At 58.4% G+C, this 24,554-nt stretch carries 22 protein-coding genes; 14 read left to right on the top strand and 8 right to left on the bottom strand.

Annotated features, from left to right (window positions below; genetic code table 11):
* Positions 1–80 precede the first annotated feature (80 nt).
* The 7 genes from dapB (at position 81) to HMPREF3044_RS03110 (ending at position 10,612) form a co-directional block, all read left to right on the top strand.
* The gene (gene dapB, locus HMPREF3044_RS03140; RefSeq protein ID WP_034989073.1) at positions 81–821 is read left to right on the top strand and encodes a 4-hydroxy-tetrahydrodipicolinate reductase; all 741 of its coding nucleotides are present in this window, start codon (positions 81–83) and stop codon (positions 819–821) included.
* A 3-nt stretch (positions 822–824) separates the two neighbouring features.
* Positions 825–1,580 carry an FAD-dependent thymidylate synthase gene (gene thyX / locus HMPREF3044_RS03135; RefSeq protein WP_005389695.1) on the top strand — a complete coding sequence of 252 codons (756 nt, stop codon included), beginning with the start codon at positions 825–827 and terminating at the stop codon, positions 1,578–1,580.
* A gap of 21 nt (positions 1,581–1,601) precedes the next feature.
* Positions 1,602–2,480, top strand: a complete 879-nt coding sequence (gene dapA, locus HMPREF3044_RS03130) for a 4-hydroxy-tetrahydrodipicolinate synthase (protein WP_070739267.1) — start codon at positions 1,602–1,604, stop codon at positions 2,478–2,480.
* Positions 2,481–2,776: 296 nt separating this feature from the next.
* Entirely contained in the window at positions 2,777–4,531 is a 1,755-nt protein-coding gene (locus HMPREF3044_RS03125) for a ribonuclease J (RefSeq protein WP_005389700.1), read from the top strand.
* A gap of 415 nt (positions 4,532–4,946) precedes the next feature.
* A complete protein-coding gene (locus HMPREF3044_RS03120; RefSeq protein WP_005389701.1) occupies positions 4,947–5,534 on the top strand; it encodes a TIGR03085 family metal-binding protein in 588 nt (195 codons plus the stop codon).
* Between the two features lie 317 nt (positions 5,535–5,851).
* Positions 5,852–8,968, top strand: a complete 3,117-nt coding sequence (locus HMPREF3044_RS03115; RefSeq protein WP_070739264.1) for an FtsK/SpoIIIE family DNA translocase — start codon at positions 5,852–5,854, stop codon at positions 8,966–8,968.
* Positions 8,969–9,529: 561 nt separating this feature from the next.
* Entirely contained in the window at positions 9,530–10,612 is a 1,083-nt protein-coding gene (locus HMPREF3044_RS03110) for a TerC family protein (protein WP_005394207.1), read from the top strand.
* Between the two features lie 275 nt (positions 10,613–10,887).
* Here the strand turns inward: HMPREF3044_RS03110 and HMPREF3044_RS03105 are convergent, their stop codons facing one another.
* The gene (locus tag HMPREF3044_RS03105; protein WP_034989071.1) at positions 10,888–11,178 is read right to left on the bottom strand and encodes a YciI family protein; all 291 of its coding nucleotides are present in this window, start codon (positions 11,176–11,178) and stop codon (positions 10,888–10,890) included.
* Positions 11,179–11,230: 52 nt separating this feature from the next.
* Between HMPREF3044_RS03105 and pgsA the strand changes: the two genes are divergently transcribed.
* The 4 genes from pgsA to HMPREF3044_RS03085 all read left to right on the top strand — a co-directional run bounded on the left by pgsA (position 11,231) and on the right by HMPREF3044_RS03085 (position 13,743).
* Positions 11,231–11,815, top strand: coding sequence for a CDP-diacylglycerol--glycerol-3-phosphate 3-phosphatidyltransferase (gene pgsA / locus HMPREF3044_RS03100; RefSeq protein ID WP_070739261.1), 585 nt, complete (start codon positions 11,231–11,233; stop codon positions 11,813–11,815).
* A 4-nt stretch (positions 11,816–11,819) separates the two neighbouring features.
* Positions 11,820–12,389, top strand: coding sequence for a CinA family protein (locus HMPREF3044_RS03095; RefSeq protein WP_070739258.1), 570 nt, complete (start codon positions 11,820–11,822; stop codon positions 12,387–12,389).
* Positions 12,390–12,476: 87 nt separating this feature from the next.
* Complete coding sequence (locus tag HMPREF3044_RS03090) at positions 12,477–12,803, top strand: helix-turn-helix domain-containing protein (RefSeq protein WP_070739279.1); 327 nt, start codon at positions 12,477–12,479, stop codon at positions 12,801–12,803.
* A gap of 145 nt (positions 12,804–12,948) precedes the next feature.
* Positions 12,949–13,743, top strand: coding sequence for a PspA/IM30 family protein (locus HMPREF3044_RS03085; protein WP_005389711.1), 795 nt, complete (start codon positions 12,949–12,951; stop codon positions 13,741–13,743).
* A 319-nt stretch (positions 13,744–14,062) separates the two neighbouring features.
* Here HMPREF3044_RS03085 and HMPREF3044_RS03080 read toward each other — a convergent pair whose 3' ends face one another.
* The 4 genes from HMPREF3044_RS03080 to HMPREF3044_RS03065 form a co-directional block, all read right to left on the bottom strand.
* Positions 14,063–14,425 (bottom strand): hypothetical protein, encoded by a 363-nt coding sequence (locus tag HMPREF3044_RS03080; RefSeq protein WP_070739254.1) that lies wholly within the window; start codon positions 14,423–14,425, stop codon positions 14,063–14,065.
* Between the two features lie 283 nt (positions 14,426–14,708).
* Entirely contained in the window at positions 14,709–15,326 is a 618-nt protein-coding gene (locus HMPREF3044_RS03075) for an energy-coupling factor transporter transmembrane component T family protein (protein ID WP_005389715.1), read from the bottom strand.
* Positions 15,316–16,005: an energy-coupling factor ABC transporter ATP-binding protein gene (locus HMPREF3044_RS03070; RefSeq protein WP_005389716.1), complete on the bottom strand. Its 690-nt coding sequence runs from the start codon at positions 16,003–16,005 to the stop codon at positions 15,316–15,318. The genes HMPREF3044_RS03075 and HMPREF3044_RS03070 overlap by 11 nt, the downstream gene beginning before the upstream one ends.
* Positions 16,006–16,113: 108 nt before the next feature.
* Complete coding sequence (locus HMPREF3044_RS03065) at positions 16,114–16,686, bottom strand: biotin transporter BioY (RefSeq protein ID WP_005389718.1); 573 nt, start codon at positions 16,684–16,686, stop codon at positions 16,114–16,116.
* A gap of 234 nt (positions 16,687–16,920) precedes the next feature.
* Between HMPREF3044_RS03065 and HMPREF3044_RS03060 the strand changes: the two genes are divergently transcribed.
* The 3 genes from HMPREF3044_RS03060 (at position 16,921) to HMPREF3044_RS03050 (ending at position 19,380) form a co-directional block, all read left to right on the top strand.
* The gene (locus HMPREF3044_RS03060) at positions 16,921–17,133 is read left to right on the top strand and encodes a DUF3046 domain-containing protein (protein ID WP_005389719.1); all 213 of its coding nucleotides are present in this window, start codon (positions 16,921–16,923) and stop codon (positions 17,131–17,133) included.
* 428 nt (positions 17,134–17,561) lie between these two features.
* Entirely contained in the window at positions 17,562–18,707 is a 1,146-nt protein-coding gene (gene recA, locus HMPREF3044_RS03055; protein ID WP_034989027.1) for a recombinase RecA, read from the top strand.
* A gap of 64 nt (positions 18,708–18,771) precedes the next feature.
* Positions 18,772–19,380, top strand: a complete 609-nt coding sequence (locus HMPREF3044_RS03050; protein ID WP_005394199.1) for a regulatory protein RecX — start codon at positions 18,772–18,774, stop codon at positions 19,378–19,380.
* Positions 19,381–19,447: 67 nt separating this feature from the next.
* Here HMPREF3044_RS03050 and nuoN read toward each other — a convergent pair whose 3' ends face one another.
* The 3 genes from nuoN to nuoL are packed head-to-tail and all read right to left on the bottom strand — an operon-like array spanning position 19,448 to position 24,551.
* Positions 19,448–21,040 (bottom strand): NADH-quinone oxidoreductase subunit NuoN, encoded by a 1,593-nt coding sequence (gene nuoN, locus HMPREF3044_RS03045; protein WP_005389726.1) that lies wholly within the window; start codon positions 21,038–21,040, stop codon positions 19,448–19,450.
* Positions 21,040–22,605, bottom strand: a complete 1,566-nt coding sequence (locus HMPREF3044_RS03040) for an NADH-quinone oxidoreductase subunit M (RefSeq protein ID WP_070739252.1) — start codon at positions 22,603–22,605, stop codon at positions 21,040–21,042. The genes nuoN and HMPREF3044_RS03040 overlap by 1 nt, the downstream gene beginning before the upstream one ends.
* Before the next feature lie 11 nt (positions 22,606–22,616).
* Positions 22,617–24,551, bottom strand: coding sequence for an NADH-quinone oxidoreductase subunit L (nuoL, locus tag HMPREF3044_RS03035; RefSeq protein WP_005389730.1), 1,935 nt, complete (start codon positions 24,549–24,551; stop codon positions 22,617–22,619).
* Positions 24,552–24,554 lie beyond the last annotated feature (3 nt).

Genomic DNA, 24,554 nt, shown 5'->3' with positions numbered 1-24,554 from the left:
GCTCACCGTCACCCACCGCGTGGGTGGCGGTTTTTGCTTGTCGACGCTTCCTCGTTGCGGTTGCTAGTAGGATGATGAACATGTCTTTACGTAAAGTTGGAGTTGTAGGTGCAAAAGGCCGCGTCGGGCAGGCTGTGGTTGAGGGGGTGACTGCCGCCGAGGACCTCGAGCTGGTTGCAGCAGTGGACAGGGATGACTCCCTGGAAGAATTGGTCAAGGCCGGGGCGGAGGTCGTTGTGGACTTCACCACACCGTCTGTCGTGATGGACAACCTCCGCTTCTACATCGACAACGGCATTGATGCCGTCATCGGCACGACCGGTTTTGATGAAGAGCGAATCGCCACCGTGAACTCCTGGCTCGAGGGCAAGGAAGGCCAAGGCGTGCTCATCGCCCCGAACTTCGCCATCTCGGCTGTTCTCACTATGGCCTTTGCCCGTCAGGCTGCGCCGTTCTTTGAGTCTGCGGAAGTCATTGAAATGCACCACCCGAACAAGGTCGATGCCCCGAGCGGCACCGCCATCCACACCGCCGAGGGTATCGCTGCCGCCCGCGAGGCCACCAGCGAGCCCGATGCCACCGAGCAGAGCCTCGACGGAGCCCGCGGTGCGGACGTTAAAGGCGTCCCGGTGCACGCTATCCGCATGACCGGTGCCGTCGCACACGAGACGGTGATCTTTGGTACGCAGGGGCAGTCGCTGACCATCAAGCAGGACTCCTACGATCGCACCAGCTTTATCCCCGGCGTGCTTGTCGGAGTGCGAAACATTTGTTCGCACCCGGGCCTCACCGTCGGCCTTGATAGCTACCTGGGGCTGTAAGCCATGGCAACACACGCTGACCTTTCTGTCGAGCTCATCGCGCTGACCGAGTTTCACAAGCCCGAGGGCATCGAGTGGACAACGGATGCGGTGGACTCCCCAGAAGCGTTAGTGGAGTTTGCCGGCCGTGCCTGCTACGAAACGTTTAACAAGCCGAATCCCCGAACCTCCACCAACGCGGCGTATGTCCGGCACATTATGGAGGTTGGACACCTGTCGCTGCTGGAGCACGCCTCCGCGTCGATGTATGTGCGCGGAATTTCCCGCTCGGCTACGCACGAACTCGTCCGCCACCGGCATTTTTCCTTCTCGCAACTATCTCAACGCTTCGTTCACCCCGGTGAAACCGAGGTTGTCGTCCCTGATGAAATCGCAGGCGATGAACAGTTGGAAAGACTGTTCATGCGAACCGTGGATGACACTCGGTTCGCCTTCGAAGAGATCTTGTCCTCGCTCGAACAGAAGCTTTCCGACGAACCCAACGCGCTGCTGCGCATGAAGCAGGCACGGCAGGCCGCACGGGCTGTGCTCCCTAACGCGACGGAGTCACGCATCGTAGTGACGGGAAACCTGCGGGCCTGGAGGCACTTTATCGGTATGCGGGCGACGGAACACGCCGATAAGGAAATACGCACTCTCGCCGTGGAATGTTTAAAAATACTTGCTAAGGAGTGTCCCGTCGTGTTTGGGGATTTTGAGGTAACCCGCCTGTCGGACGGATCCGAGATGGCAACGAGTCCCTACGTAACGGATTTCTAAAATTTATTTAAAGGAGTGCTGATGAGCAATACATTCGGAACAGTCGGCGTGGCCATGGTCACCCCGTTTACAGCGGACGGCGAGTTGAATGAAAAGGTGGCCCGGGAACTTTCCGCCAGGCTGGTCGATGGCGGATGCGATGCGCTCATCCTCAACGGCACAACGGGTGAGTCCCCCACGACAACGGCAGAGGAAAAGGTAGCCCTTATCCGTGCGGTAAAAGACGAGGTGGGGGATCGGGCAACGATCGTCGCCGGCGCGGGTACGAATAACACTCGCTCATCTATTGACCTGGCTAAACGATCCGCCGATTCGGGTGCCGACGGGCTGCTTGTGGTTACCCCGTACTACTCCAAGCCGAGCCAGGAGGGGCTCATCCAGCACTTCACGGCCGTAGCCGATGCGACAGAACTGCCGGTCATCCTGTATGATATTCCGGGTCGCTCTGGTATCCCCATTAAGCCGGATACTATTCGGGCATTGGCCGCGCACCCCCATATCAAGGGGATGAAGGAAGCGAAGGGCGATCTTGCGTCTGCCGCCTCGCTCATTCCGGACACAGGTCTGGAGTACTATTCCGGCGATGATGCACTCAATCTCCCATGGTTGGCCGTGGGGGCAACGGGCTTCATCTCCGTCATTGGCCATATTGCACCGCAGCTCCTCCGAGAACTGAAAACGAGCTTCGAGGCCGGCGACCTCGCCCGTGCACGGGAAATTAACGCCACGTTAGCACCGCTGTATGCCGCTCAAGGAAAACTTGGCGGTGTCAGCCTAAGTAAGGTAGCTCTGCAGTTGCAGGGCATTGAAGCGGGGGATCCCCGCCTGCCACAGGTTGCTTTGCAGCCGCAGCAGGTGGAGGAGCTCCGCTTGGAACTAGAAAAGGGTGGATTCCTTTAAATATGACCGAACCTCGCAACCGGAGGCGTCGCGCGGAGCGTAAGACTGGCTCCGCAGACGCGCCTTCGAACGTCGACTCCACGTCGGCTCCTAAAAAGCGCAGTAGCAGTCGTCGTGCCACCACTACAAAAAACCGTGGCAACGGTAAGGCTGCTCAGTCTGCGAACCAGAAGAATACGAACAACAACAATTCCACAAATAACAAGAATTCTGGCACCAACGGCTCCGCCAAAAAGGGCGGACGTGGCGGTCGTTCCGACCGCTCCAACCGGCATGGGCGCAACGTTGTCCATTCCATGCAGGGCGCGGATCTGACGCAGCGCCTGCCTGAACCCCCGAAGGCTCCGAAGAATGGCCTGCGGATTGTCGCTCTTGGTGGCATTTCTGAGATCGGCCGCAACATGACCGTGTTCGAGTACAAGAACCGGATCCTGCTCGTCGACTGTGGCGTTTTGTTCCCCAGTTCCGTCGAGCCGGGTGTCGATCTGATCCTGCCTGATTTCTCCTACATCGAGGATCGTCTCGATCAGGTCGAAGCGCTCGTTATCACGCACGGCCACGAGGATCACATTGGGGCGATCCCTTATCTCCTGCGCCACCGGCCAGATCTGCCCATCCTGGCATCGAAGTTCACGTGTGCCCTCATCTCGGCTAAGTGCCAGGAGCACCGCCAGCGTCCGAAGCTGATCGAAGTTAACGAGCTTTCTGAGGTTGATCGCGGACCGTTTAACATTCGCTTCTTCAACGTTGGCCACTCGATCCCGGACTGCTTGGGCATTGTGCTCAAGACGGGTGCAGGCACGATTCTGCACACGGGCGATATCAAACTGGATCAGACGCCTCCGGATGGGCGTCCCACCGATCTGCCCGCCATCTCCCGCTACGGCGATGAGGGCATCGATCTCCTCATGTGCGATTCGACGAACGCCACCACGCCGGGCATCTCCGGCTCTGAAGCGGACGTTGCCCCGACGATCAAACGGCTGGTGATGGGGGCAAAACAGAGGGTCATTCTCGCCTCCTTCGCGTCCAACGTGTACCGCGTACAGGCTGCTGTGGATGCGGCAGTCGCCGCCGGCCGCAAGGTTGCCTTCAACGGTCGCTCCATGATTCGCAACATGGACATTGCCCAGAAACTGGGCTACCTGCAGGCACCGCGTGGCACTTTTGTCACGATGGATGAGGCTGCCAAGATGGCACCCCACAAGATCATGCTCATCACGACGGGCACCCAGGGTGAGCCGATGGCCGCCCTGTCCCGTATGGCGCGCCGTGAGCACCGCCAGATTACGGTCCGCGACGGCGATCTCATCATCCTCAGCTCGTCCCTCGTCCCAGGTAATGAGGAAGCGGTCTTCGGCGTTATCAACATGCTGGCACAGATCGGCGCCACCGTGGTGACGTCCCGTGATGCGAAGGTTCACACCTCTGGCCACGGCTACGCCGGCGAATTGCTGTTCATTTACAACGCAGCACGCCCGGTGAACGCAATGCCGGTCCACGGCGAATGGCGACACCTCCGCGCGAACAAGGAACTCGCCATCTCCACCGGCGTTGATCCGGAGCGGGTCGTGCTTGCACAAAACGGCGTTGTTGTCGATCTTGTCGACGGACGCGCACAGGTGGTTGGCCAGATTCCGATCGGCCATCTCTACGTCGACGGCACCACCATGGGTGACGTTGGAGAGCATGTTCTCGCCGACCGCACCGAGCTTGGCGAGAGCGGCCTCATCGCTCTTACCGCCGTCATCGATAACCGCTCGGGTCGCCTGCTGGAGCGCCCCACCGTTCAGGCCCGTGGCTTCTCCGAGGACGCGAAGTCTATGATGCCGGAGATTGCAGAACTTGCAGAAAATATCATGCTCGACCTCGCAGGAGAGGGCGAAAACGATACGTACCGTATGGTGCAGCAGCTGCGCCGCCGGATCCGCAAGTACACGGAGAAGAAGTGGCAGCGTAGCCCGATGATCGTTCCGACGGTTGTCCAGATGGCTAGCCCGAATGACGGCCCCGACGACGAGGATGTCGCCCAGACCGTCGAATCCCGATAATATGGGCCCCGTCAGAGGGTGAGGGTTCCTGCCTTCCCCTCTTCGCCCGCTACATCTGTAGCGGGCGATTTTTGTTGTCTACCCCGCCGGAGCTGAGTGTGTGCGCTGCACTATGAGGTTTCCCTCGTGAACTATCTGTGGGGTCCGCATGACGAAATGGTGGATGTGCTGGTAACACCAGACAACGCAGTGGCGAATGCCTTCCGGTGCGAAACATAAAAGGCGAATAGTAAACGGTTGGAAGTGGACTAGTGTCACGAAGTAGAAGGGTGCGCACCAGAGGGGAGGATCCATTGGGGCCGGGGGGAGTGGGTCTCGACGCGTCTCCGCGATGACACCCATCCTTCGACACACCGATGCTTTTGGTCTCATAAGCTTCTCTGCAGTGCATTCGAGAGAAAGGTAGAATTTTGGCATGAAGTTTGCTGAGGTTGAACGGCGTCGTCTAGCAGAAACCTTCCTCGAGGTAGGCCCCGACGCGCCTACCCTGTGCGAGGGGTGGAAAACCCGTGATCTGGCCGTCCATCTATGGGTTCGTGAGAACCGACTTGACGCGGCTGCAGGAATGTTCGTTCCTTTCCTCGAAGACCATCTGAAGAAAGTCTCGGATGAGGTCGCAGGGCACGGTTATGAAACAGTGGTGAAACAGTGGGCAAAGGGGCCGCGGATCCCAATGCCGGCGGGTGTGAACACCGCAGAACACTTCATTCACCATGAAGATGTTCTGCGCGCCCAGCCGGACTGGGAGGGGCCGCGCATCCTCAACGAGTGGGAAGAAAAGGAGCTATACGGTTCGCTCAAGGTGCTCAGTAAAGGCCTTCTTCGCAGTCACACGGTCCCTGTAATTTTGGAACCTACGGGATTCCCCCGATTTGTTGCTGTGGACAAGCACGGTGTCGCGGAAAAGGGCGACGAGGTCCTGCGTGTGAGCGGACCGGTCGGGGAGATCTTTATGTGGGCATTCGGCCGTCACGTGTACCGCAGTCTTGTTACCTCACGATAAAGTTCGGTGCCACTCCGCAGCCTAAGGCGGTGGCATTCCTCCTTAACTCCTAGCCGCTCAGGGGCCGGAATCATCCGGAAAATTGCCATCTCGGCGTTGCTTGTGTGGAAAATGGTGCAAAAGGGGTTATTGTTACTTACATGACTGTGCGTAACTCCTCTGCAAGCCGTAGAAAGAAGGCAGCTACCGGCCCGTCCTCCCGTCGACAGGCCGGGGATTCCCGCACGCATCCCCGCTCCTCGGCGTTTCGCGCTGCAGACACTGCGGGGGAGCGCACAGGGAGCGCTACCCGAGCGACGGCCAAGGGGGTAAGCACGATGTTTGGTGCCGTCGCGCGTGGCTCAGGCGCGCTATGGCGGTCCCTGACGAGCCCTAAGCCGAACCCGGAAGAGCTTGACGACGACTTTTGGAACGAGGAGGACGACTTCGCTATCGAGGCCGACGACGTGGCAAACCAACAAAACGACGATGAACCCGCCGACGAGGCCGGGAGCTCTACCCGCCGTCGGCGCAGCAGAAATCGCCAGCCTGAGCCGACGTCCCAGGAGGACCGCACGCAACCGGCACGCTGGCGCCGTGACGAACCCTCGGCACACTCGGATGGCATCGCACTAGTGTGCATCGGCCTTGCCGTTGTTCTCGCTGCTGCAGTGTGGTTCGACATCGCAGGTCCAGTAGGACAGTGGATTTCTATGGGGGTCGGATCCGTCATCGGCTCGGCCTCCTGGATCCTGCCTATCTGCCTGGTGGTCATGGCATGGGTTCTGTTCACCGGGAAATCCGTCGAACCGGCACGTCGAAAAGATATTGCCATTGGTGGTTCGATCATTGTCGCCTGCGTTCTTGCGATGCTGCACATTTTTGCCGGTCTCCCATCCGACTGGCCAGGTCGGATCGATGCCGGCGGGGCGATTGGTCTCGTTATCGGCCAGCCACTGGCCATCGGGTTTTCGCGCTACATAGCCATTCCTCTGCTTATTCTTGCTGTGATCTATGGTGCGGTCGTGGCAACCGGTACAACGGTGAAGGACTTCGTCAGTGAACTGATCGCGTACCTCGGATTCGGTAGCTTCGAAGAAGTCAATGAGCCTCTGGACGACCCGTACAGTGGGGCGGAGGCCGATATCGATGCGATAGCCGAAGACCGGCCACGCAGCCAGCGTCCTGCCCCGCGTCGGGCACGGTCGCATCGATTGGCATGGGGGAGACGTGATGGAGGCGCGGCCTACGACGATGAATCGTCTTACGCCGAGGGGGCAGAAACTGAACTGACTGGCAACCGCCGTCGGGCGGCAAACGATCGCCGTGGTGCGAAGTCTCGTCGCTCTGGTCGCACAGGCACCGGATTTGGTGGTGTCGCCGGCGCGGCAGGTGCTGCTGCGGGCGTCGTCGGCTCCGCAGCGAGTGCGGTCGCTGGTGCAGCAGGTGCCGCCTACGGGGCCGAGCACGGTGCCAAGGAAGGTGCCCGCGGTTTGATCCGGCGGGGCGTGGATGCTGCGGGAAAGGTCGGTCGTCGAGCAACGGAGGACCTGTATAAGCCGGAGACAGCTGCGATGCCTGCCGTTTCGCCCACGCAAGACGTGCTCGACGCAGGCACAACTCGAGTCCTTGACAGCCAGGCGCTCACTGCGCCGGAGGTCGACAGCGAATCCGCCGGTGCGGTCACGGGCGCAAACAGGCATCCGCAACCGACGACGGCTCCCAACCGTTCGGCGGGACCAGCGACCCCAGCGGCACAGAAAGCAATGGAACCGGTCACTGCTGGTTCCGCTACGGGTACTTCCGCAGATGTCTCTGAGGATACGGACGAGGATGCTGCGCCCGCGATGGACACTGCTTCGACGCACTCGGACTACCGAGTTCCTTCGACATCGTTGCTCATCCCCGGGCAGCCTCCCAAGGAGCACTCGGCAGCCAATGACCGGATTATTGATGCCATTGACGAGGTATTCCGTGAGTTTAAGGTCGGTGCCCAGGTCACCGGCTTTTCACGCGGCCCAACAGTGACCCGCTATGAAGTAGAGCTGTCACCCGGTGTCAAGGTGTCCAAGATTACGAACTTGCAGGCAGATCTCGCCTACGCGGTGGCCACGGACAACGTGCGTCTCCTTGCCCCGATTCCCGGCAAGTCAGCCGTGGGCATCGAGGTTCCCAACAGTGACCGTGAGATGGTTCGGCTTTCCGACGTCCTCAACGCACCCAAGGTGCATAGTAGTGACGATCCGCTCCTCATCGGATTGGGCAAGGACATCGAGGGCAACTTTGTCAGCCACTCCATCCAGAAGATGCCTCACCTGCTCGTTGCCGGTTCAACAGGTTCCGGTAAATCGGCGTTCGTGAACTCCCTTCTTGTATCCATTCTCACCCGGGCTACGCCGGATCAGGTGCGCCTCATTCTCGTGGACCCGAAGATGGTGGAGCTAACCCCCTACGAGGGAATTCCTCACCTCATCACACCGATTATTACGCATCCGAAGAAAGCATCTGCGGCTTTGCAGTGGCTCGTGGAGGAGATGGAACAGCGCTACCTGGACATGAAGTCTGCCCGCGTGCGCCATATCAAGGATTACAACAGGAAGGTGCTGAGCGGTGAGATTCAGGCCCCTGCCGGCTCTGAACGCGAGTACCGTCCATACCCGTCGATCGTATGTGTCGTCGACGAGCTCGCGGATCTGATGATGACCGCTCCGAAGGAGATCGAGGACTCGATCGTGCGCATCACCCAGAAGGCGCGTGCCGCAGGTATCCACTTGGTGTTGGCCACCCAGCGTCCCTCTGTGGATGTCGTCACGGGGCTGATCAAGACAAACGTTCCTTCGCGTCTCGCATTTGCTACGAGCTCCCTGACGGACTCCCGCGTTATCCTCGATCAGGGTGGCGCAGAGAAGCTCATCGGCATGGGCGATGGTCTCTTTATCCCACAGGGTGCCGGGCGACCCCGGCGTATCCAGGGTGCGTTTGTCACCGATGAGGAAATCCAGGCCGTCGTTGATGCTGCCAAGCAGCAGGCGGAGCCGGAGTACGCCGAAGGCGTGACGGAAGAAAAGGAACCGGAAAAGAAGGCCATCGATGAAGAAATCGGCAAGGACATGGATGACCTCATTGAGGCCATCAATCTTGTTGTGACATCGCAGCTCGGTTCCACCTCAATGCTCCAGCGAAAGATGCGTATCGGCTTTGCTAAGGCTGGTCGGCTCATGGATCTCATGGAATCGAGGGAAATTGTTGGGCCGTCTGTGGGGAGCAAGGCGCGCGATGTGCTGGTTAAACCAGAGGAACTCGAGACTGTCATTTGGCTGGTGAAGGGTGCGGACCCTGCAACTGCCCCGAAGGAAGTGGACGATGATGTTATCGAGGGAGAAGTCATCGATAACTCGCAGGGTGCCACAACGACAAAGGTAGAGGTTGCCCGTCCAACGGAAGGCACCTTCTAAACTCGTCGAGCACCGACGTACTCGCGCCCAGTACCTTTCGCTGCGCCTCGGTGCAGCCGACCATCCCATGCGGGATGGCCGGCTGCGTACGTCTAGTGGTTGTCACCTGCTCGCCGGAGTCCTCTGTGGGGGGATGCGGATGCATGGGGAAACAGGATCATACACGTCCGGCTTTTCCTCCCTCCGCCTCTGAACTCCTCAATTTCAGCGCAAAGAAAACTGGAGCGATCCGTCACACACAGTTGGTACGGACGTGGCGGTGTTGCAACGCACAGCGGTCTGTGTAGTCGATGGTGGGGCAGTGAGAGGCATGAAGGGCTGGCCCGTCTGGAACGGGCATGGGTGGTGGAGGAATCCTGACCGAAAAAGCACCCCGTTAGCGCACAAAGGGAAGTTCGGCTAAAGTCGAAGCAGTTGTGACGAGGGGAGTAACCCGCAACGGCGTGAACGTCATCACGGTGTGCCGCAAACCAGTGGTACATCCGGGCACGTCGGCCACGATAGTGGTGGGTAAGACCTCAAGGTTTAAGGACATATTAGCCGGAGGTCTAAGTAAATATCATGGAAGTAAACCTAGTTACGTGGATTATCACGATCGTGGTGCTACTAGGGTTCATCGCGTTCGATTTCTATTCCCACGTCAAAAGCCCACACGAGCCCTCAATGAAAGAGGCGGGTGGCTGGATGGCGTTTTACATGAGCCTCGCCGGCTTATTTACCATCTTCTTGTGGTTTATCTGGACGCACGAGCATGCGCTCGAATTTTTCAACGGTTACATCACCGAGTTGTCTCTGTCGATCGACAACCTGTTTATTTTCGCGTTGATCATCGGCTCCTTTAAGATTCCGCGCGCATACCAGCAGAAGGTGCTGCTCATCGGCATTGCGCTAGCCCTGGCCATGCGCCTCATCTTTATTCTACTCGGTGCCGCTGCCATCAACGCGTGGAGCTGGGTGTTCTACATCTTTGGTGCGTTCCTGCTCTACACGGCTGTAAAGCTTGTCGTTGATGAGGTCAAGGGCGAAGAAGACACGAATATCGATGACATGTTCGTGGTCAAGACCGCCCGCAAGGTGATTCCTGTTTCTTCTCATTTCCATGGCGATCACCTGTTCACCGTGGAAAATGGCAAGAAGATGGTCACTCCCTTAATGCTGGCGCTCATCTCCATCGGCTTTATTGACCTCATGTTTGCCTTCGACTCCATCCCCGCCATTTTCGGCCTGACGCAGGAGCCGTACATCGTGTTCGCCGCGAATGCTTTCGCACTGATGGGCTTGCGGCAGATGTTCTTCCTTCTCGACGGCTTGTTGGAGCGGTTGGTCTACCTCCCTTACGGTTTGGCTACAATCCTGGCCTTCATCGGCATCAAACTCGTTCTCCATGCGCTGCATGAGAATAAACTCCCGTTCATCAACGGTGGCGAGGGAGTATCCGTACCGGAAATTGGCAACATTACCTCGCTGTTCGTCATCGTCGGTGTGCTTGCCATTACTGCCATTGCCTCAGTGATCAAGACAAAACGCGACGAGGCACAAGGTGCCGTCGCCCCAGATTGGAATCCTGCCTCGCATACACCGGATGATGAGGGCTCCAGCGGAGACGTCGCAACCGCAGCTGACAAGACAAACTCGAGCGACTAAAGCGTTCGGAGACCCTGGAGCGCAACGGCTACCAGCATCACCTGCCCACCGTACGGTTAGTGCACCTACACCGGTAGGAGAGATGCAGAAGCAGTGACCGAACGCGTGCCGGAGACCTCATCGGAAAGCCCCTAACTCAAGCCCCTTTCCTCCAGCTTGCTGGAGGAAAGGGGCTTGAGAGCTAAAAAAGGGAAACTCCAGAGGGGTCGAGCAGCTCCGGCAGAACGAGTGCAGTTCAGGTCATGGGGCAGCGCGCTCCCGCCTGAAATGCCAGGCTAAAACACCCGTAGAACTGGGTCCCATTCCTTGATCGTGCGCGAGGCGATCTTTTCCTTTTTGTGGAATGGATCGTTATCCATGACGGCTTTAGCATCGGAGACAGTAGCGTTGTCCGGCAACTGGAGCACGATGAGAGCCTCACCGGGATCCGTGCCTACGAGGGGGCCAGAACCTACAAGCGTGCCTTCGTCCTTTAGGCCGGCAAGAAACGCCCGGTGTTCGGGGCGGACAGCCGCAACTTGTTCGGCATCGCTAATGTAGGTATAGAAAACAGCAAAGTACGTCATGGCATAAAGTGTACTGAGTAAGACCAAAAATTCGTAGGTCAAAGGTGGTAGTGTGGCTTCTTCCGAGCACACGGTGACTGGCTCACCGAAACAGTCAAACGTCAACCTTCCCAATGCGCTGACGACGTTACGCATCATCGCCGTGCCCTTCCTCGGCTGGGCGGTGCTGCGTGGGGGAGGCGAAGACACCACATGGATGTGGTGGGCGCTGGCGATCTTCGTCGCTGCGATGATCACCGACAAGCTAGATGGGGACATTGCGCGTGCTCGGGGAATTGTGACGGATTTTGGCAAGATCGCTGATCCGATCGCTGATAAAGCGCTCATGATTACCGCGCTGGTAACTCTGAACATCATCGGATCTCTGCCGTGGTGGATCACCGTAGTAATCGTCGTGCGGGAGCTGGGCATCACGTTCTGGCGCATGGTGAAACTCCGTCAGGGGCAGGTAGTGCCGGCATCTAAGGGGGGAAAGATTAAAACAACCCTCCAAGCCATCGCAGTCGGTCTCTACCTTGCGCCCCTCCCAGCGTGGATGGATATTCCGTCCCTGATCGTCATGCTCGCGGCCGTTATCGTGACCGTAGCCACGGGCATTCAATATCTCGTTGATGCGAAACGTCTGAAGGAGAAGTGACACTATGACCGAGCCATCCCCCGTCGCACAGGAACTTGTCCAGACGCTGACTACTGCAGGACAAACCGTCGCCTTTGCGGAGTCACTAACAGCAGGCTTAGCTTCTGCAACTGTCGCCGGTATACCTGGAGCGTCGGCAGTACTCCGCGGTGGTGTCGTCAGCTATGCCACCGATGTCAAGCGAGACTTGCTGGGGGTCGATGCCTCTGTACTGGAAACCGTCGGGCCAGTTTCCCGGGAGTGTGCTGAGCAGATGGCTGCTACAGTACGGGTTCTGCTCGATGCAGATTGGGGCGTGAGCCTGACGGGGGTCGCCGGACCGAGCAAGCAAGACGGCCACGAAGTAGGCGAAGTATGGATTGGCCTATGTGATCCGCAGGGATATACTGTTGCTCTTCGCGCCTACCCACAACACAGCCACAGATGGATCCTGGTGCCCGGAGAGGCGACACCTGTGGCCGTTGTAGATGGAAACCGTAACGAGATTCGTCGCGCCTCTGTGGAGGCGGCGCTGGAAGAACTGCTCAAGCTGGTAAAGCTCATGAACACTCCCAAGGAGGAAAACGAGCGGTAGAAGGAGGGAACAAAAGACTCTTCTTCTCCGTTGAAGTTAATGATGGTAACAACAATTTCCCCCGTAAAGACAGAAATAGCAGCAGGTATGGCACCAGTGGCTCGCCAGCACGCGCCCCATACCTCAGGTATTCCGGCCCACCGTCGTGCACCCGAGATGCTTCTCCGAGAGGCGCTCGGAACAGCTCTGCGGACGTTTAGGGCTGATAATCACCTGACGTTGCGTCAACTTGCTGATCTCGCGCGGGTGTCTCCCGGTTACCTGTCGGAGCTTGAACGCGGGCGCAAGGAAGTATCCTCCGAGCTCCTAGCCTCCGTTTGTAGAGCCCTTGGCGTGTCTGTAGCCGACGTGCTCATTGAGGCCGCAGGGACGATGGCTCTTGCTGACGCAACTGCTGAGCTTGAGCGAGTCTAGCCTCAACGTCCCCCTCTTTTTGTTCCTTTCGCTGCCACGGAAGGTGCGACAAGCTAAACTAAACTACCGACAATATCAACCGTTACACCCCATCAGGCTCGAGCGAGCGCTCAGCCGTGGATAACGAAAGGCTGGAAACTCACCAATGGCTAACCCCTTTGTGAAAGCGTGGAAGTACCTCATGGCGCTCTTCGATTCCAAGATCGAGGAGAACGCTGACCCGAAAGTACAGATTCAGCAGGCTATCGAGGATGCGCAGCGCCAGCACCAGGAGCTGTCTCAGCAGGCGGCTGCTGTTATCGGTAACCAGCATCAGCTGGAGATGAAGCTCAACCGCAACCTGAGCAATATCGAGAAGCTCCAGGGAAATACTCGACAGGCGTTGCAGCTGGCGGACAAAGCCCGTGCTGCAGGCGATGAGCAGAAAGCTCTCGAGTACGAAAACACAGCCGAGGCATTTGCCGCGCAGCTGGTCGCTGCGGAGCAGGAGGTTGAAGACCTCAAGGCGATGCACGATCAAGCTCTGCAGCAGGCAGCTCAGGCCAAGCAGGCCGTGGAGCGTAACTCCATGCAACTGCAGCAGAAAGTCAACGAGCGGACGAAGCTTCTATCTCAGCTTGAGCAGGCCAAGATGCAGGAGAAGGTTTCCGAGTCTATCCAGTCGATGAATTCCCTCACTGCGTCCGGTTCCACTCCGAACCTAGATCAGGTGCGGGAGAAGATCGAGCGCCGCTACGCTAACGCCTTGGGCAAGGCCGAGCTGGCTCAGAACTCCGTGCAGAGCCGGATGGCTGAGGTTGAATCCGCAGGCTACCAGCTGGCAGGCCACAGTAGGCTGGAGGAGATCCGCGCTCAGATGCAGGGCGAATTGGAGTCTGGTTCCGGCAGTTCCAGCGCGTCACAGCTCACGCAGGGCAAGAAGGGCATTGAGGAACACTAACTCCCCGGGGTTGGGCACGCGCTGCATGCGTGCTTGCCAGCCACGTACATGATGAAAAAAGGCGCGAGAAATGTCTCGCGCCTTTTTACGTCCCTCCATGCTGATGCGTGTCACCCTGCTTCGCTGATCTCGCATGAGCAAATGATGCGTTCTCGTTCGGGGTGAGGAGGAAGGAGGGGGGGCACACATCGGTGCCCTGGATGTGAGGTCGGGAGCCTTGTGAGGTTAGAAGGCTGGGACGCAGAGGACTGTAGTGCAAAGAAAAAGCGAGGCCGAAAACCTCGCTGCTATATCTCCTGAGCGATCATAGGCGGTCGCGCTAGATGATGTCCTTTTTCTTTAGCCAGTTCCCGAAACCGAGAATAGCTAACACAGGGGTGATAATGGATAGCTTGACTTTGTCGGGATGTACACGGCACCCGTTGTCATCCGTCGTGAAACCATTCGTTGTCAGCCCAAGGAAAAAGTCGATGAGACTGGAATCCGTGAGATAGGACCTACGGCTTCCATCGTCCCGCTCGGACGGTGCTTCTGCACAGTCGATAATCTTTGACTCAGTAGCGTTGCCGGTGGTAACTACAACCTCGGAGGCTGCAGAAGTCGGCGCTGGGCCGATGACTGCACCCGAAGTGAGCGCAACACCAACGAGCAGCGCTCCAAGCCGTGTGCAAATCTCTTTCATAGTTGTAATTTTGGTAAAAAACCTGCTGATTGTCAAAGGGAACCTGTGAATTGACCGTGTTTTTGGCTAATTGCTGAGGAATAGCGTGAAGAATAGCCTAATTAGGGGGTATTGCGTCAGCAGTGCGGAGGCGTGACATTTGTTGAAGATCTGGGCGGCTCACCGTGCGGCAGGAGGAAAGCCGGTTTGAACATGTATTATTCACATGCCAGGGGGACGGGCGGGATCGTTTAGCACGTCGCAACAATTATTGCAGAAAAACAGCGTCGGGTTACCCCCGACCTTAATCCCCAACTCCACGGGCGACGAGGGCGTCACCAACAGCTTGGGAGCGTCGAATAGCGGAAACAATGAACGGAATCCCGAAAGCGAGGAGGGAGTGGTCAGCTCCCCGGGCTTTTCTTGCTTGAAGCACCTGAACGGCGCTCATTGCGATGAGCGGAATGAGCCGGATAGTGAGTGAAATGGCGAGAGCGACGAGCTCAGGGTTGACACCGAAACGCGAGAGTGGGCCGAGCCATCGTTCCAGGCCGTCGAGAAGCTCCTCGATGGTGGTTGTGAGAGTGAGTAGCGTGGCGGCGGCGATGGCTGCGGTAAAAGTTAGAACCATTGTCAACGCTGCCGGAAATCCCTTTTGCCACCATGTGAAGGCACCAAAGAACACGATGATGGGTAGCGGAGTCAGAATCTGCCCGACGGCGACTGTGGGGGGGATTTTCGCTATTACGTAACCGATGATGGGCACGATGAGCCAGCCGAGGGCATGCCAGGGCGTGGGGGAATAGATAGCGGAGGTGATGATGAACGCCAGGAGGACAATCATCTTCCACCCTGCCGTCATGTGATGAATGGGGGAGGTGCCGGGAATATAGAGTGCTAAGGGGATGAACTTAGTGATCATCGGTCATCTCCGAAACGTACGTGGGGAGGACGTTGTCGGGTGTGCCGTCGGCGCGAATCGTGCCGTCGGCGATGTAGATAACGCGGTCGAAACCCTCAAGAAGCGCCAGGTCGTGCGTGGCTACAATGATCTGCTGGTCTAGACGGGAAAGCTCCTTCTTAATGCGCACACGATTGCGGAGGTCTAGGAGGGTAGTTGGCTCATCGAGCAAAATGACAGACGGTTCCATAATGAGAATGGAGGCGAGCGCCAGGAGCTGTTTTTGTCCGCCCGACAGTGTGTACGGCGAGTCATCCGCGTGCGTTGCAAGACCATAGCGTTCGAGCATCGCTAGGGCTCGCTGTTCCCTCTGTTTGGCTGGGAGTTTGAAGCGCTTGAGGGAGAAGCCGATATCTTCTTTTACCGTAGGCATGATGATCTGGTTTTCCGCGTCGGAAAACATGAAACCGACCTTTTTGCGCACCTGCTTGCCGTTATCCGCGACAGGCAGTCCATCGACGCTCACTGCGCCCGACGTGGGGCTGCCAAGTCCATTAATGAGGCGCAAAAAGGTGGATTTTCCGGATCCGTTCGCGCCGACAATGCCAATGCGATTTTCGGTCAGAGTACAGGAGAGGGGGCGCAGGACGACGCGATTTTCGTAGCGGACTTCCACATCTGAAAACTCAATGGTGGGCACGGTGTGATCCGATTCTTCTTTCGTTACTGGTGGCGGAATAAAAGTGAAAAGCCCCCATGGATGCCATGGATGGCGAGAGGGGGCTGAGTGTTTGTCACCGTGGAGATTCTAGGCGGTGATGATCTTCTGGGGGCGCAGGCCGGGGAATGCCATGTGTACAGCAACGGCGATTGCGATCCAGAAGATAACCTCGATGAGGTCCGTGGGGATGAAAACGAGCTGGGACGTAAAAGCGGTTCCCCAATCTAGACCAGCGCGGAAGACGAGGCCAACGATTCCGAAACCGTACTCGATGAGCAGGCCGAGAACGCCAGCAACGGCGAGGTAGCCGATGAGGGCACCACGGCGACGGGGGGCCTTGTAGGCAATGAAACCGGCAAGTGCGGTAGCGACGATGTAACCGACGAGGTAACCAATGGTCGGGCCGACGATGGCGGTAAGAAGAGTCTTACCGGAGATAACCGGGAGAACGAGGCCAATGGCCAGCCAGAGAATTACGGAAAGGGTTCCGCGCTTGGCTCCTAGCACCATGCCAGCGAGGATGACGGCTGTATTTTGGAGAACGATGGGAACGCCAAGAACACCGACAGGGACAGAAACGAAGGCGAGAACTGAAATGAGCGCTGCGAAGACGGCGATATAGCCAAGGTCGCGTACATCAAAAGAAGAGTTATTGTTCACAGTTCAATTACTTTAGCAATTGAAAGTAGTTTAAGAAAGTGGGCTAAGGAAAGATATGTAGATGGCAGCATTGGTCGAAATGATCTGTCTCAGCGTGCCGAACGTACATTCATGGAGGTAACCGAGTCGGAGGATTGCCTAGCTGTGCCCTGAGCAGTCACGTGACCTCTATACAGCGAGGATGCTCAAGGGGCAGCGGTGAATCCGTGCGCTCCCCGCTGTACTATATGCGATATGCGTCTTAATCACTTCTACGAGCTGGTCCACCATGAATTCGGTGAATCCCGCGGTGACTACATCGTCGACCACCACCAGATCTCTAGCTTGGGTGATACCGCTGCTAACCTGCTGAACACTGACACCGATGTGCGGGATATCTGGGAGAAACTGTGTGATGACTTCGAAGTCCCCCACGACCGTCGCTGGGGACCGAAGGATCTGCCGTAGAGCTCCGCTGTGCTTCCGCTCCCTGCCTCTCGCGCGGGTGATGACCGTGAGAAAAGCTATCTGAGTGGATCGTCGCAGGATGTCGGATTCTTACTCTATTGTGTGGTGTCCGTTTGTGGGGTCCGTCACGTACGGATCCCTGATGGTCGTGTGCCCTCTGGACACGCCGCGAGCAGTTGGGAGGTATTCGAACACATGTGCAGGTATAGTAGTGGGCGGAAACCGCGACCGCGTAGGGTCTGCTTTATAAGCGATACGGAATAGCGGGCTAACTCACCCTGACGGAAAAATTTTTACCCCCGAGGGATCCAAATGCCCGACTGAGACCGTCTAAGGAAATAGAGGCGCTCAAATGAGGCGTGAAACTCTGCGGGCCATCAGCGCTCGAGAGCTACTCTATGTACAGACGACCGAAGGAAAAGGAACTGATGGCACGAAAAACGACAACGTCCAAGAAGCCCGTGACTAAGTCCAGTGGCAGCGACCGCGAAAAGGCTCTCGATGCTGCGCTGAAGAAAATTGAGAAGGACTTTGGCAAAGGCTCGATCATGCGCCTGGGGGAGGAGAAACATCCTCCAATCGAGGCTATCTCATCCGGTAACACGGCTATTGACGTGGCACTTGGAATCGGTGGCTTCCCACGCGGTCGTATCGTAGAAATTTACGGCCCGGAATCCTCCGGTAAGACGACGGTAGCGCTCCACGCTATTGCCTCCGCGCAGAAGGAGGGAGGAATTGCGGCGTTCATCGATGCTGAGCACGCCCTCGACCCGGAGTACGCGAAGAAACTTGGCGTAGACACAGATCAGTTGCTCGTATCCCAGCCGGATACTGGTGAGCAAGCACTGGAAATCGCCGATATGCTCATCCGTTCCGGGGCTATCGATATCGTGGTCATTGACTCGGTAGCCGCTCTGACGCCGAAAGCCGAGATCGAAGGCGACATGGGCGATTCTCACGTCGGCCTGCAAGCCCGCCTGATGAGCCAGGCGCTCCGCAAGATGACCGGCGCGCTGTACCAGTCCGGCACGACGGCGATCTTTATCAACCAGCTGCGCGAGAAGATCGGTGTCATGTTCGGCTCGCCGGAAACGACCACGGGCGGTAAGGCGCTGAAGTTCTACGCGTCGGTACGCTGCGACATCCGTCGCATCCAGACGCTGAAGGACGGTGGTGACGCGATCGGTAACCGCACGAAGCTGAAGGTTGTGAAGAACAAGGTGTCGCCGCCGTTCAAGATCGCCGAGTTCGACATCATGTTTGGTGAGGGTATTTCCCGCGAGTCCTCCATCATCGACCTGGGTGTGGAAAATGGAATCGTCATGAAGTCCGGCTCGTGGTTCACCTACGAAGGCGACCAGCTCGGCCAGGGCAAGGAGAAATCCCGCCAGTTCCTGAAGTCGAATCCGGAGCTTGCCGACGAGATCGAGGACAAGATCTTCCGCAAGCTCAAGGTGGGGAAGTACTCCGCTGTCGAGGACGAGGAATCCGACGAGCTCTCCGATGACCTTGTTGACGTCGTACCTAACGTGGACATTGAAGACGATTACTCGTTCGACGATTCAGAGGATTAATACTCAGTGACACACCCCTCCCATTCCCGGATGGGTGTGTTTTCATGTGAAAGGTCATGGTGACATGGTTCGTAACCCGCACGAACCCACTAAAGAAGAAAAGATTGCCCTGCTTTCCCGAGCGATCAGCGAATTTGAACAGTCGGACACCTCGTTGCTCTTCGATTCCGCCGCCGAATCTGCAGCGAAGCCAGTCCGTGAGCGCGCTCTCACACTGTTGGACTCCCGCATGCGCTCGGCACACGAGCTCACCGAGCGGCTCCTCCAGGCAGATTTTCCCCGTGATGTGGTCACCGCAGTCGTTGAGGAACTCAAGGGTTCTGGGCTTGTCGACGACGCCCTGTTTGCTCAAGAATGGGTGCGCGTGCGACATGCGCGCCGCGGGAAGTCGGTCACAGTTCTCGACCGGGAGCTGGAGCACAAGGGGGTGAGCGCGGACATCCGGGCTCACGCGTTGGAACAGATCACCCGCGAGGATGAGGAAGCCATGGTGCGGGCGCTCATCGAGAAGAAGGCGCGCTCCATTAAGGCAGTTCCAGCCGAACGCAAAGAACGCGACAAGGATCTGCGACGCCTTGTCGGCGTGGCTGCGCGGCGCGGTTTCCCGCAAGGGCTGTGCTTCACCGTCGCCAAGGAAGTAGCAGAATCCCGCTACGCCGAGCTGGGGGAGTAGCCGGTAAAGAACAAAAAAAAGAGGGTGCCTCCCAGCCTAGCTGGGAGGCACCCTCCGTCTTCTTGCTTTAGCCTACGAGGAAGGATCCTGCGTCGCTGACGAGCGAGATCACCCACGTGGGGAGAACGCCCATGAGGACGGTGAGAATCGCGGTGACGGCGATAATGACCGTCACTGCTCCTTGCGGAGCAACCATGCGCGCATTCTTCGAGGGGGTGTCGAAGAACATGACCGTGAGGAAGCGGAAGTAGGCGAAGGCTGCGACTGCGGACAGGAGCAGCGCAACGACGACGAGCCACGCCTGGCCAGCAAGCCACGGGACAGCGAAGGCTGACAATTTACCGATAAACCCAGCGGTGAGCGGGATGCCCGCAAAGCTGAGGAAGTAAATGACAAACGCTGCACCGATTGCCGGGTGCTTTCGCCCGATACCGGCCCACGAATCGAAATCTGTGGCTTCCTTGCCGTTCTCATCCCGCACGAGAGTGACAACGGCGAATGCGCCGATGGTTGCCAGACCGTACGCGAGAAGGTAGACAATCGCTGCGGACATTGCTGTGATCTCCAGACCGGCGACGGTGAACACTCCATCGGTGCTGCCGACGAAGGCCGCGAGGATGAAGCCCGCGTGACCGATCGAGGAGTACGCAATGAGTCGTTTCACGTCGCGCTGAGCGATGGCAACAATGGCACCGTATGCCATGGAGACGGCGGCGGCGATAGCAATGACGAGCTTCCACGTGTCCACGTCGTTCATCGGAACGGCGAGCGTGAGCAGTCGTCCGAGCGCGCCAAAGGCGGCGAGCTTGGTGGCGATCGCCATGAATGCCGTCACCGGGGTAGGGGCACCCTGGTAGACGTCCGGAACCCACGAGTGGAACGGCACAGCGCCGATCTTGAAGAAGAGACCAGCGATGATGAACAGGAAACCAAGGAAGAAGTTGGCTTCCACGCCATTCTCAGCAGCCTGTGCAATCGCCTGGTAGTCGAAACTGCCCGTGGCACCAAAGGTGAGGACAATACCGTAGAGCGTGAGTGCCGCAGCCACCACGCCAAGGAGGAAATACTTCAGGGAGGCTTCCTGGCTTCGGTTGGGGCGGTAGCGGTCCATGCTGCACAGCACGTACAGGGGCAGCGAGAGAACCTCGAGGGCGATGAACAGCATGAGGAGGTTCGTGGAGGCCACGAACATCACCATGCCGAATAAGGAGAACAGAGCCAGAGCGTGGATCTCGCTTTCCAGCTGGCTGTTGCGGCCACCGGCCTCGCGGGCGGAGGTGCTCGTGTGCGTGACAAACAAGAACATCGAGCCCACAGTGAACACGATGAGCGCCATCTGCATGATATAGGCAGGCTTGTCAGCCATGAGAAGCCCCGCGCCGTAGGAGCCGAAGCGTCCCTGCGCGAAGTTGTAGACGAGAACACCGAGCGTAGCGAGAAGCGTCAGTCCGACGGTGAAGACCTGGACAATCGAGCGCTGGGCTCCCTTGACCATGGCCTCAAACAGGATGGCGATGCAGGCACCACCAAACAGGACAAGCATGGGCACGAGGATCTGGTAATTCAAATCGGGCGCTTCCATTACGTCAGCGCTGCCGTGTCTGTTTCCCAGCTGAGCCAGCGTGGAGACGTGGGCAGAAAGGGGCATGAGTGCTGTCATTAAAGCGCACCTCCTTCGCTAGAAAGTTCGGCTCGCAAGGCGGGATCTGGAATATCCGGCGGGTCAACGACCCAGCCGTAGACCGTGCCCACGGGTGGGACACCCTTGGAGTTCAGGTATTCGACGGTGTTCACAGATGCCGGATTGACGAGGTTAGTCAGTGGCTCCGGGTAGACACCGAAGACAATCAGCAAAACGATGAGCGGGGCCAGGACCCAGCGCTCAGGATGGGTGAGGTCGGGCATCGTGCGGATCACCTCGTCGCCAGGCTCGCCGGTCATCGTGGTCTTGTACACGCGCATGATGTAGCACGCTGCCAGGACCATCGCGATAGCGGCGATACCTGCAGCCCACGGCGCGCCATTGAACGTGCCGGCGATGACACCGAATTCGGAAACGAACGGTGCCAGTCCGGGCAGCGCCACGGCGGATAGGAGGGCGATGAGGAGGTAGCCACCGAGAAGCGGAGCAACCTTCTGTACGCCGCCGAAGGCGTGAATGTCTGCAGTGCTGCGACGTTTGATCATGTAGCCGACGACGAGGAACAGCATCGCTGTAGACAGGCCGTGGTTGAACATGTAGAGCGAGGCAGCGGAGACTGCGGTCTCGTTCACAGCGAACATGCCGAGGACGATGAAGCCGAAGTGACTCACCGAGGTGTAGGCCACAAAGCGCATGAGGTTGGTCTGCGCAAGCGCGGCCAGCGCGCCCCAGATGACGGAGATAACCGCGAGCCAGATCATGACGTTGCGGAAGTACTCCGTGGCCTCCGGGAAGAGGCACATGGCGAACCGGATCATTCCGAAGGTGCCGATCTTATCCATGATGGCGACCATCATGACGGCACCGCCGGGAGTGGTGTTCTCTGCGGCGTCGGGTAGCCAGGTGTGGAAGGGGACCATCGGGGCCTTGACGATGAACGCGATCATGAAGCCGACGAACAGCCACATTCCGACGGTGCCACCCAGATCTGCGTCTTGGAGATCCGACAGGAGGAAAGTACCGTCGCCGACGATGTACACGCCGATAATGGCGGCCAGCATGAGCAGGCCTGATCCCAGCGAGTACAGGAGGAACTTGATGGCCGCGTAGCGCCTGTTCTCACCACCGAAGCCGCCTATGAGGAAAAACATCGGGATGAGCGTTGCTTCGAAGAAGAGGTAGAACAGCAGGACATCGGTGGAGCTGAACACGAAGATAGAGAGCCCCTCGATGGCGAGTACGAAGCCGAGGAAGGCATGTTCTCCCATCTGATCGGCACGGTAGTGCTCCGTTCCGGAGTACAAGATGACGATCGGGGTCAAGATCGCTGTAAGGAGGACCATGGCCAGTGCGATGCCGTCTACACCGAGGGCGTAGTAGGCACCGAGAGCCGGGATCCACGGAATTTCTACCGTGTACTGCATCCCAGCGCCGGGGTCGAAACCCGCGACCATTACGATTGCCAGTGCGAGCGGGACGAGGCTTGCGACGAAGGCGACCACGCGGGCGGCGCCGGATCGCAAGAACGTCATGAACAATGCCGCAACAAGCGGAACCAGAGCGGCTGTAGTGAGTAGATACATTCTTATTGCTCCTATGCCATCTGATTCAGGAAGAGGAGGACTGCTGCGATGACGACAGCACCGATGACCATGATGAGGCCGTAGGTGCGGGCGAGACCGTTTTGCAGCTTGCCAAACGCAGTAGCAAGCCCAGCGAAGCCCCGACCACCGTCGTCGACAGCGGTCGTAATGCCCACGGAATCCACAACAGCTGCAGTTTCCGCGAGAACGTGGGTGGGCTTCACGGCAACCCAATCATTGATGGTGTCTGCGTAGAACGCGTTGTCACCGATGAGGGTGGCAACACCGGGATTCTTCCTCGTGCGTACGATGGGCTTCTTAAACATCCACCAGCCGAGTGCGACGCCAGCGGCGACAACGAGGAGCGTCACGCCGGTCAGCGGGGTGAGGTGCACCAGCGGAACATTGTCCGCAGTGCCTCCCACAGCGGGGTTGAGCCAGGAGGCGATACCGTTTGCCAGGAGGAGACCGCCGATGACGGAGAGGATACCGAGCACGACGAGTGCCGCCACCATCGTGGGGGAGGACTCGTGCGGGTGCTGATCCACGCGCCAGCGCTTCTCGCCGACAAACGTCATCATTATGAGGCGCGTCATGTAGAACGCGGTGACACCCGCGCCGATGAGCGCTGCGAGACCGAAGACCCAGCCACGCTCAAATGCGACCTCGATGATGGCGTCCTTGGAGTAGAAGCCGGCGAATCCGGGGAACCCGATGATCGCGAGGTAGCCCGCCGCGAAAGTGATGAACGTCCAGGGCATCGCCTTGCGTAGCGCGCCGAACTCACGCATATTCACCGACTCGTTCATGCCGTGCATGATGGAGCCGGCACCGAGGAACATGTTGGCCTTGAAGAAGCCGTGGGTGACCAAGTGGAAGATGGCCAGCGCATAGCCCGCCGGGCCAATACCCGCAGCAAGCACCATGTAACCGATCTGGCTCATGGTGGAGCCGGCGAGTACCTTCTTGATGTCGTCCTTCGCGCAGCCGATCCACGCGCCGACGAGCAGGGTCACCGTGCCGATGATGACAACGGCCAACGATGCTGTGGCGGAGTGCTGATAGATGTCACCGGCGCGAACGACGAGGTAGACACCGGCAGTGACCATCGTCGCGGCGTGAATGAGGGCGGACACCGGGGTCGGGCCCTCCATCGCGTCGAGAAGCCAAGCCTGAAGCGGAACCTGCGCGGACTTTGCGCACACACCGAGGAGGAGGGCGAAGCCGATGAACGTTACAACACCGGTGGAAAGACTGCCTACATGAGCGTTTACTTCGTTGAACTCTGTAGTTCCCATCGTGGCGAACATCGTGGAGATGCCGAGCACCATGCCGATATCGCCGAGACGGTTCATGATGAACGCCTTGTTGGCCGCCGCAGCTGCCGAGGGGCGTTGCGCCCAGAAACCAATAAGCAGGTAGGACGCGAGTCCCACGCCTTCCCAACCGATGAACATGATGAGGTAGCTGGCGCCCAAAACGAGGGTGAGCATCGCCGCCATGAAGAAGTTGAGGTAGGCGAAGAACTTCCGCCGTTTTTCATCGTGGGCCATGTAGCCCACCGAGTAGAGGTGGATGAGTGAACCGACACCCGTGACGAGCAGAACAAACACGATGGAAAGCTGGTCGACGCGGAGTGTGAGGTCTGTTTCCAATCCGGGAAGCGTCATCCACTGGAAGAGGGGCGCGTGGAGTGGCCTTTCGGCTGCTGGTCGTGCCAGCATGTCCGTAAAGAGCGTCACTCCGCACGCGAATGCCGCGACGCTGGCGGCTAGAGCAATCCAGTGGCCGAAGGCATCGAGTACCCGTCCTCCGACGAGGAGGAGTGTAGCTCCTGCCAGGGGCAAGAGGATGATGAGCCAGGCGAGGGTGATGGCGGTGGAATCTGACACGGCGACCTCGCCAGGCACAGCGCCGGCCTGTTGAGCAAGTAACAAGTAATTCACAGC

The organism is Corynebacterium sp. HMSC073D01 (genome assembly GCF_001815555.1).
Lineage (GTDB): Bacteria > Actinomycetota > Actinomycetes > Mycobacteriales > Mycobacteriaceae > Corynebacterium > Corynebacterium glucuronolyticum.
This window is presented reverse-complemented; position numbering and strand designations above follow the sequence as displayed.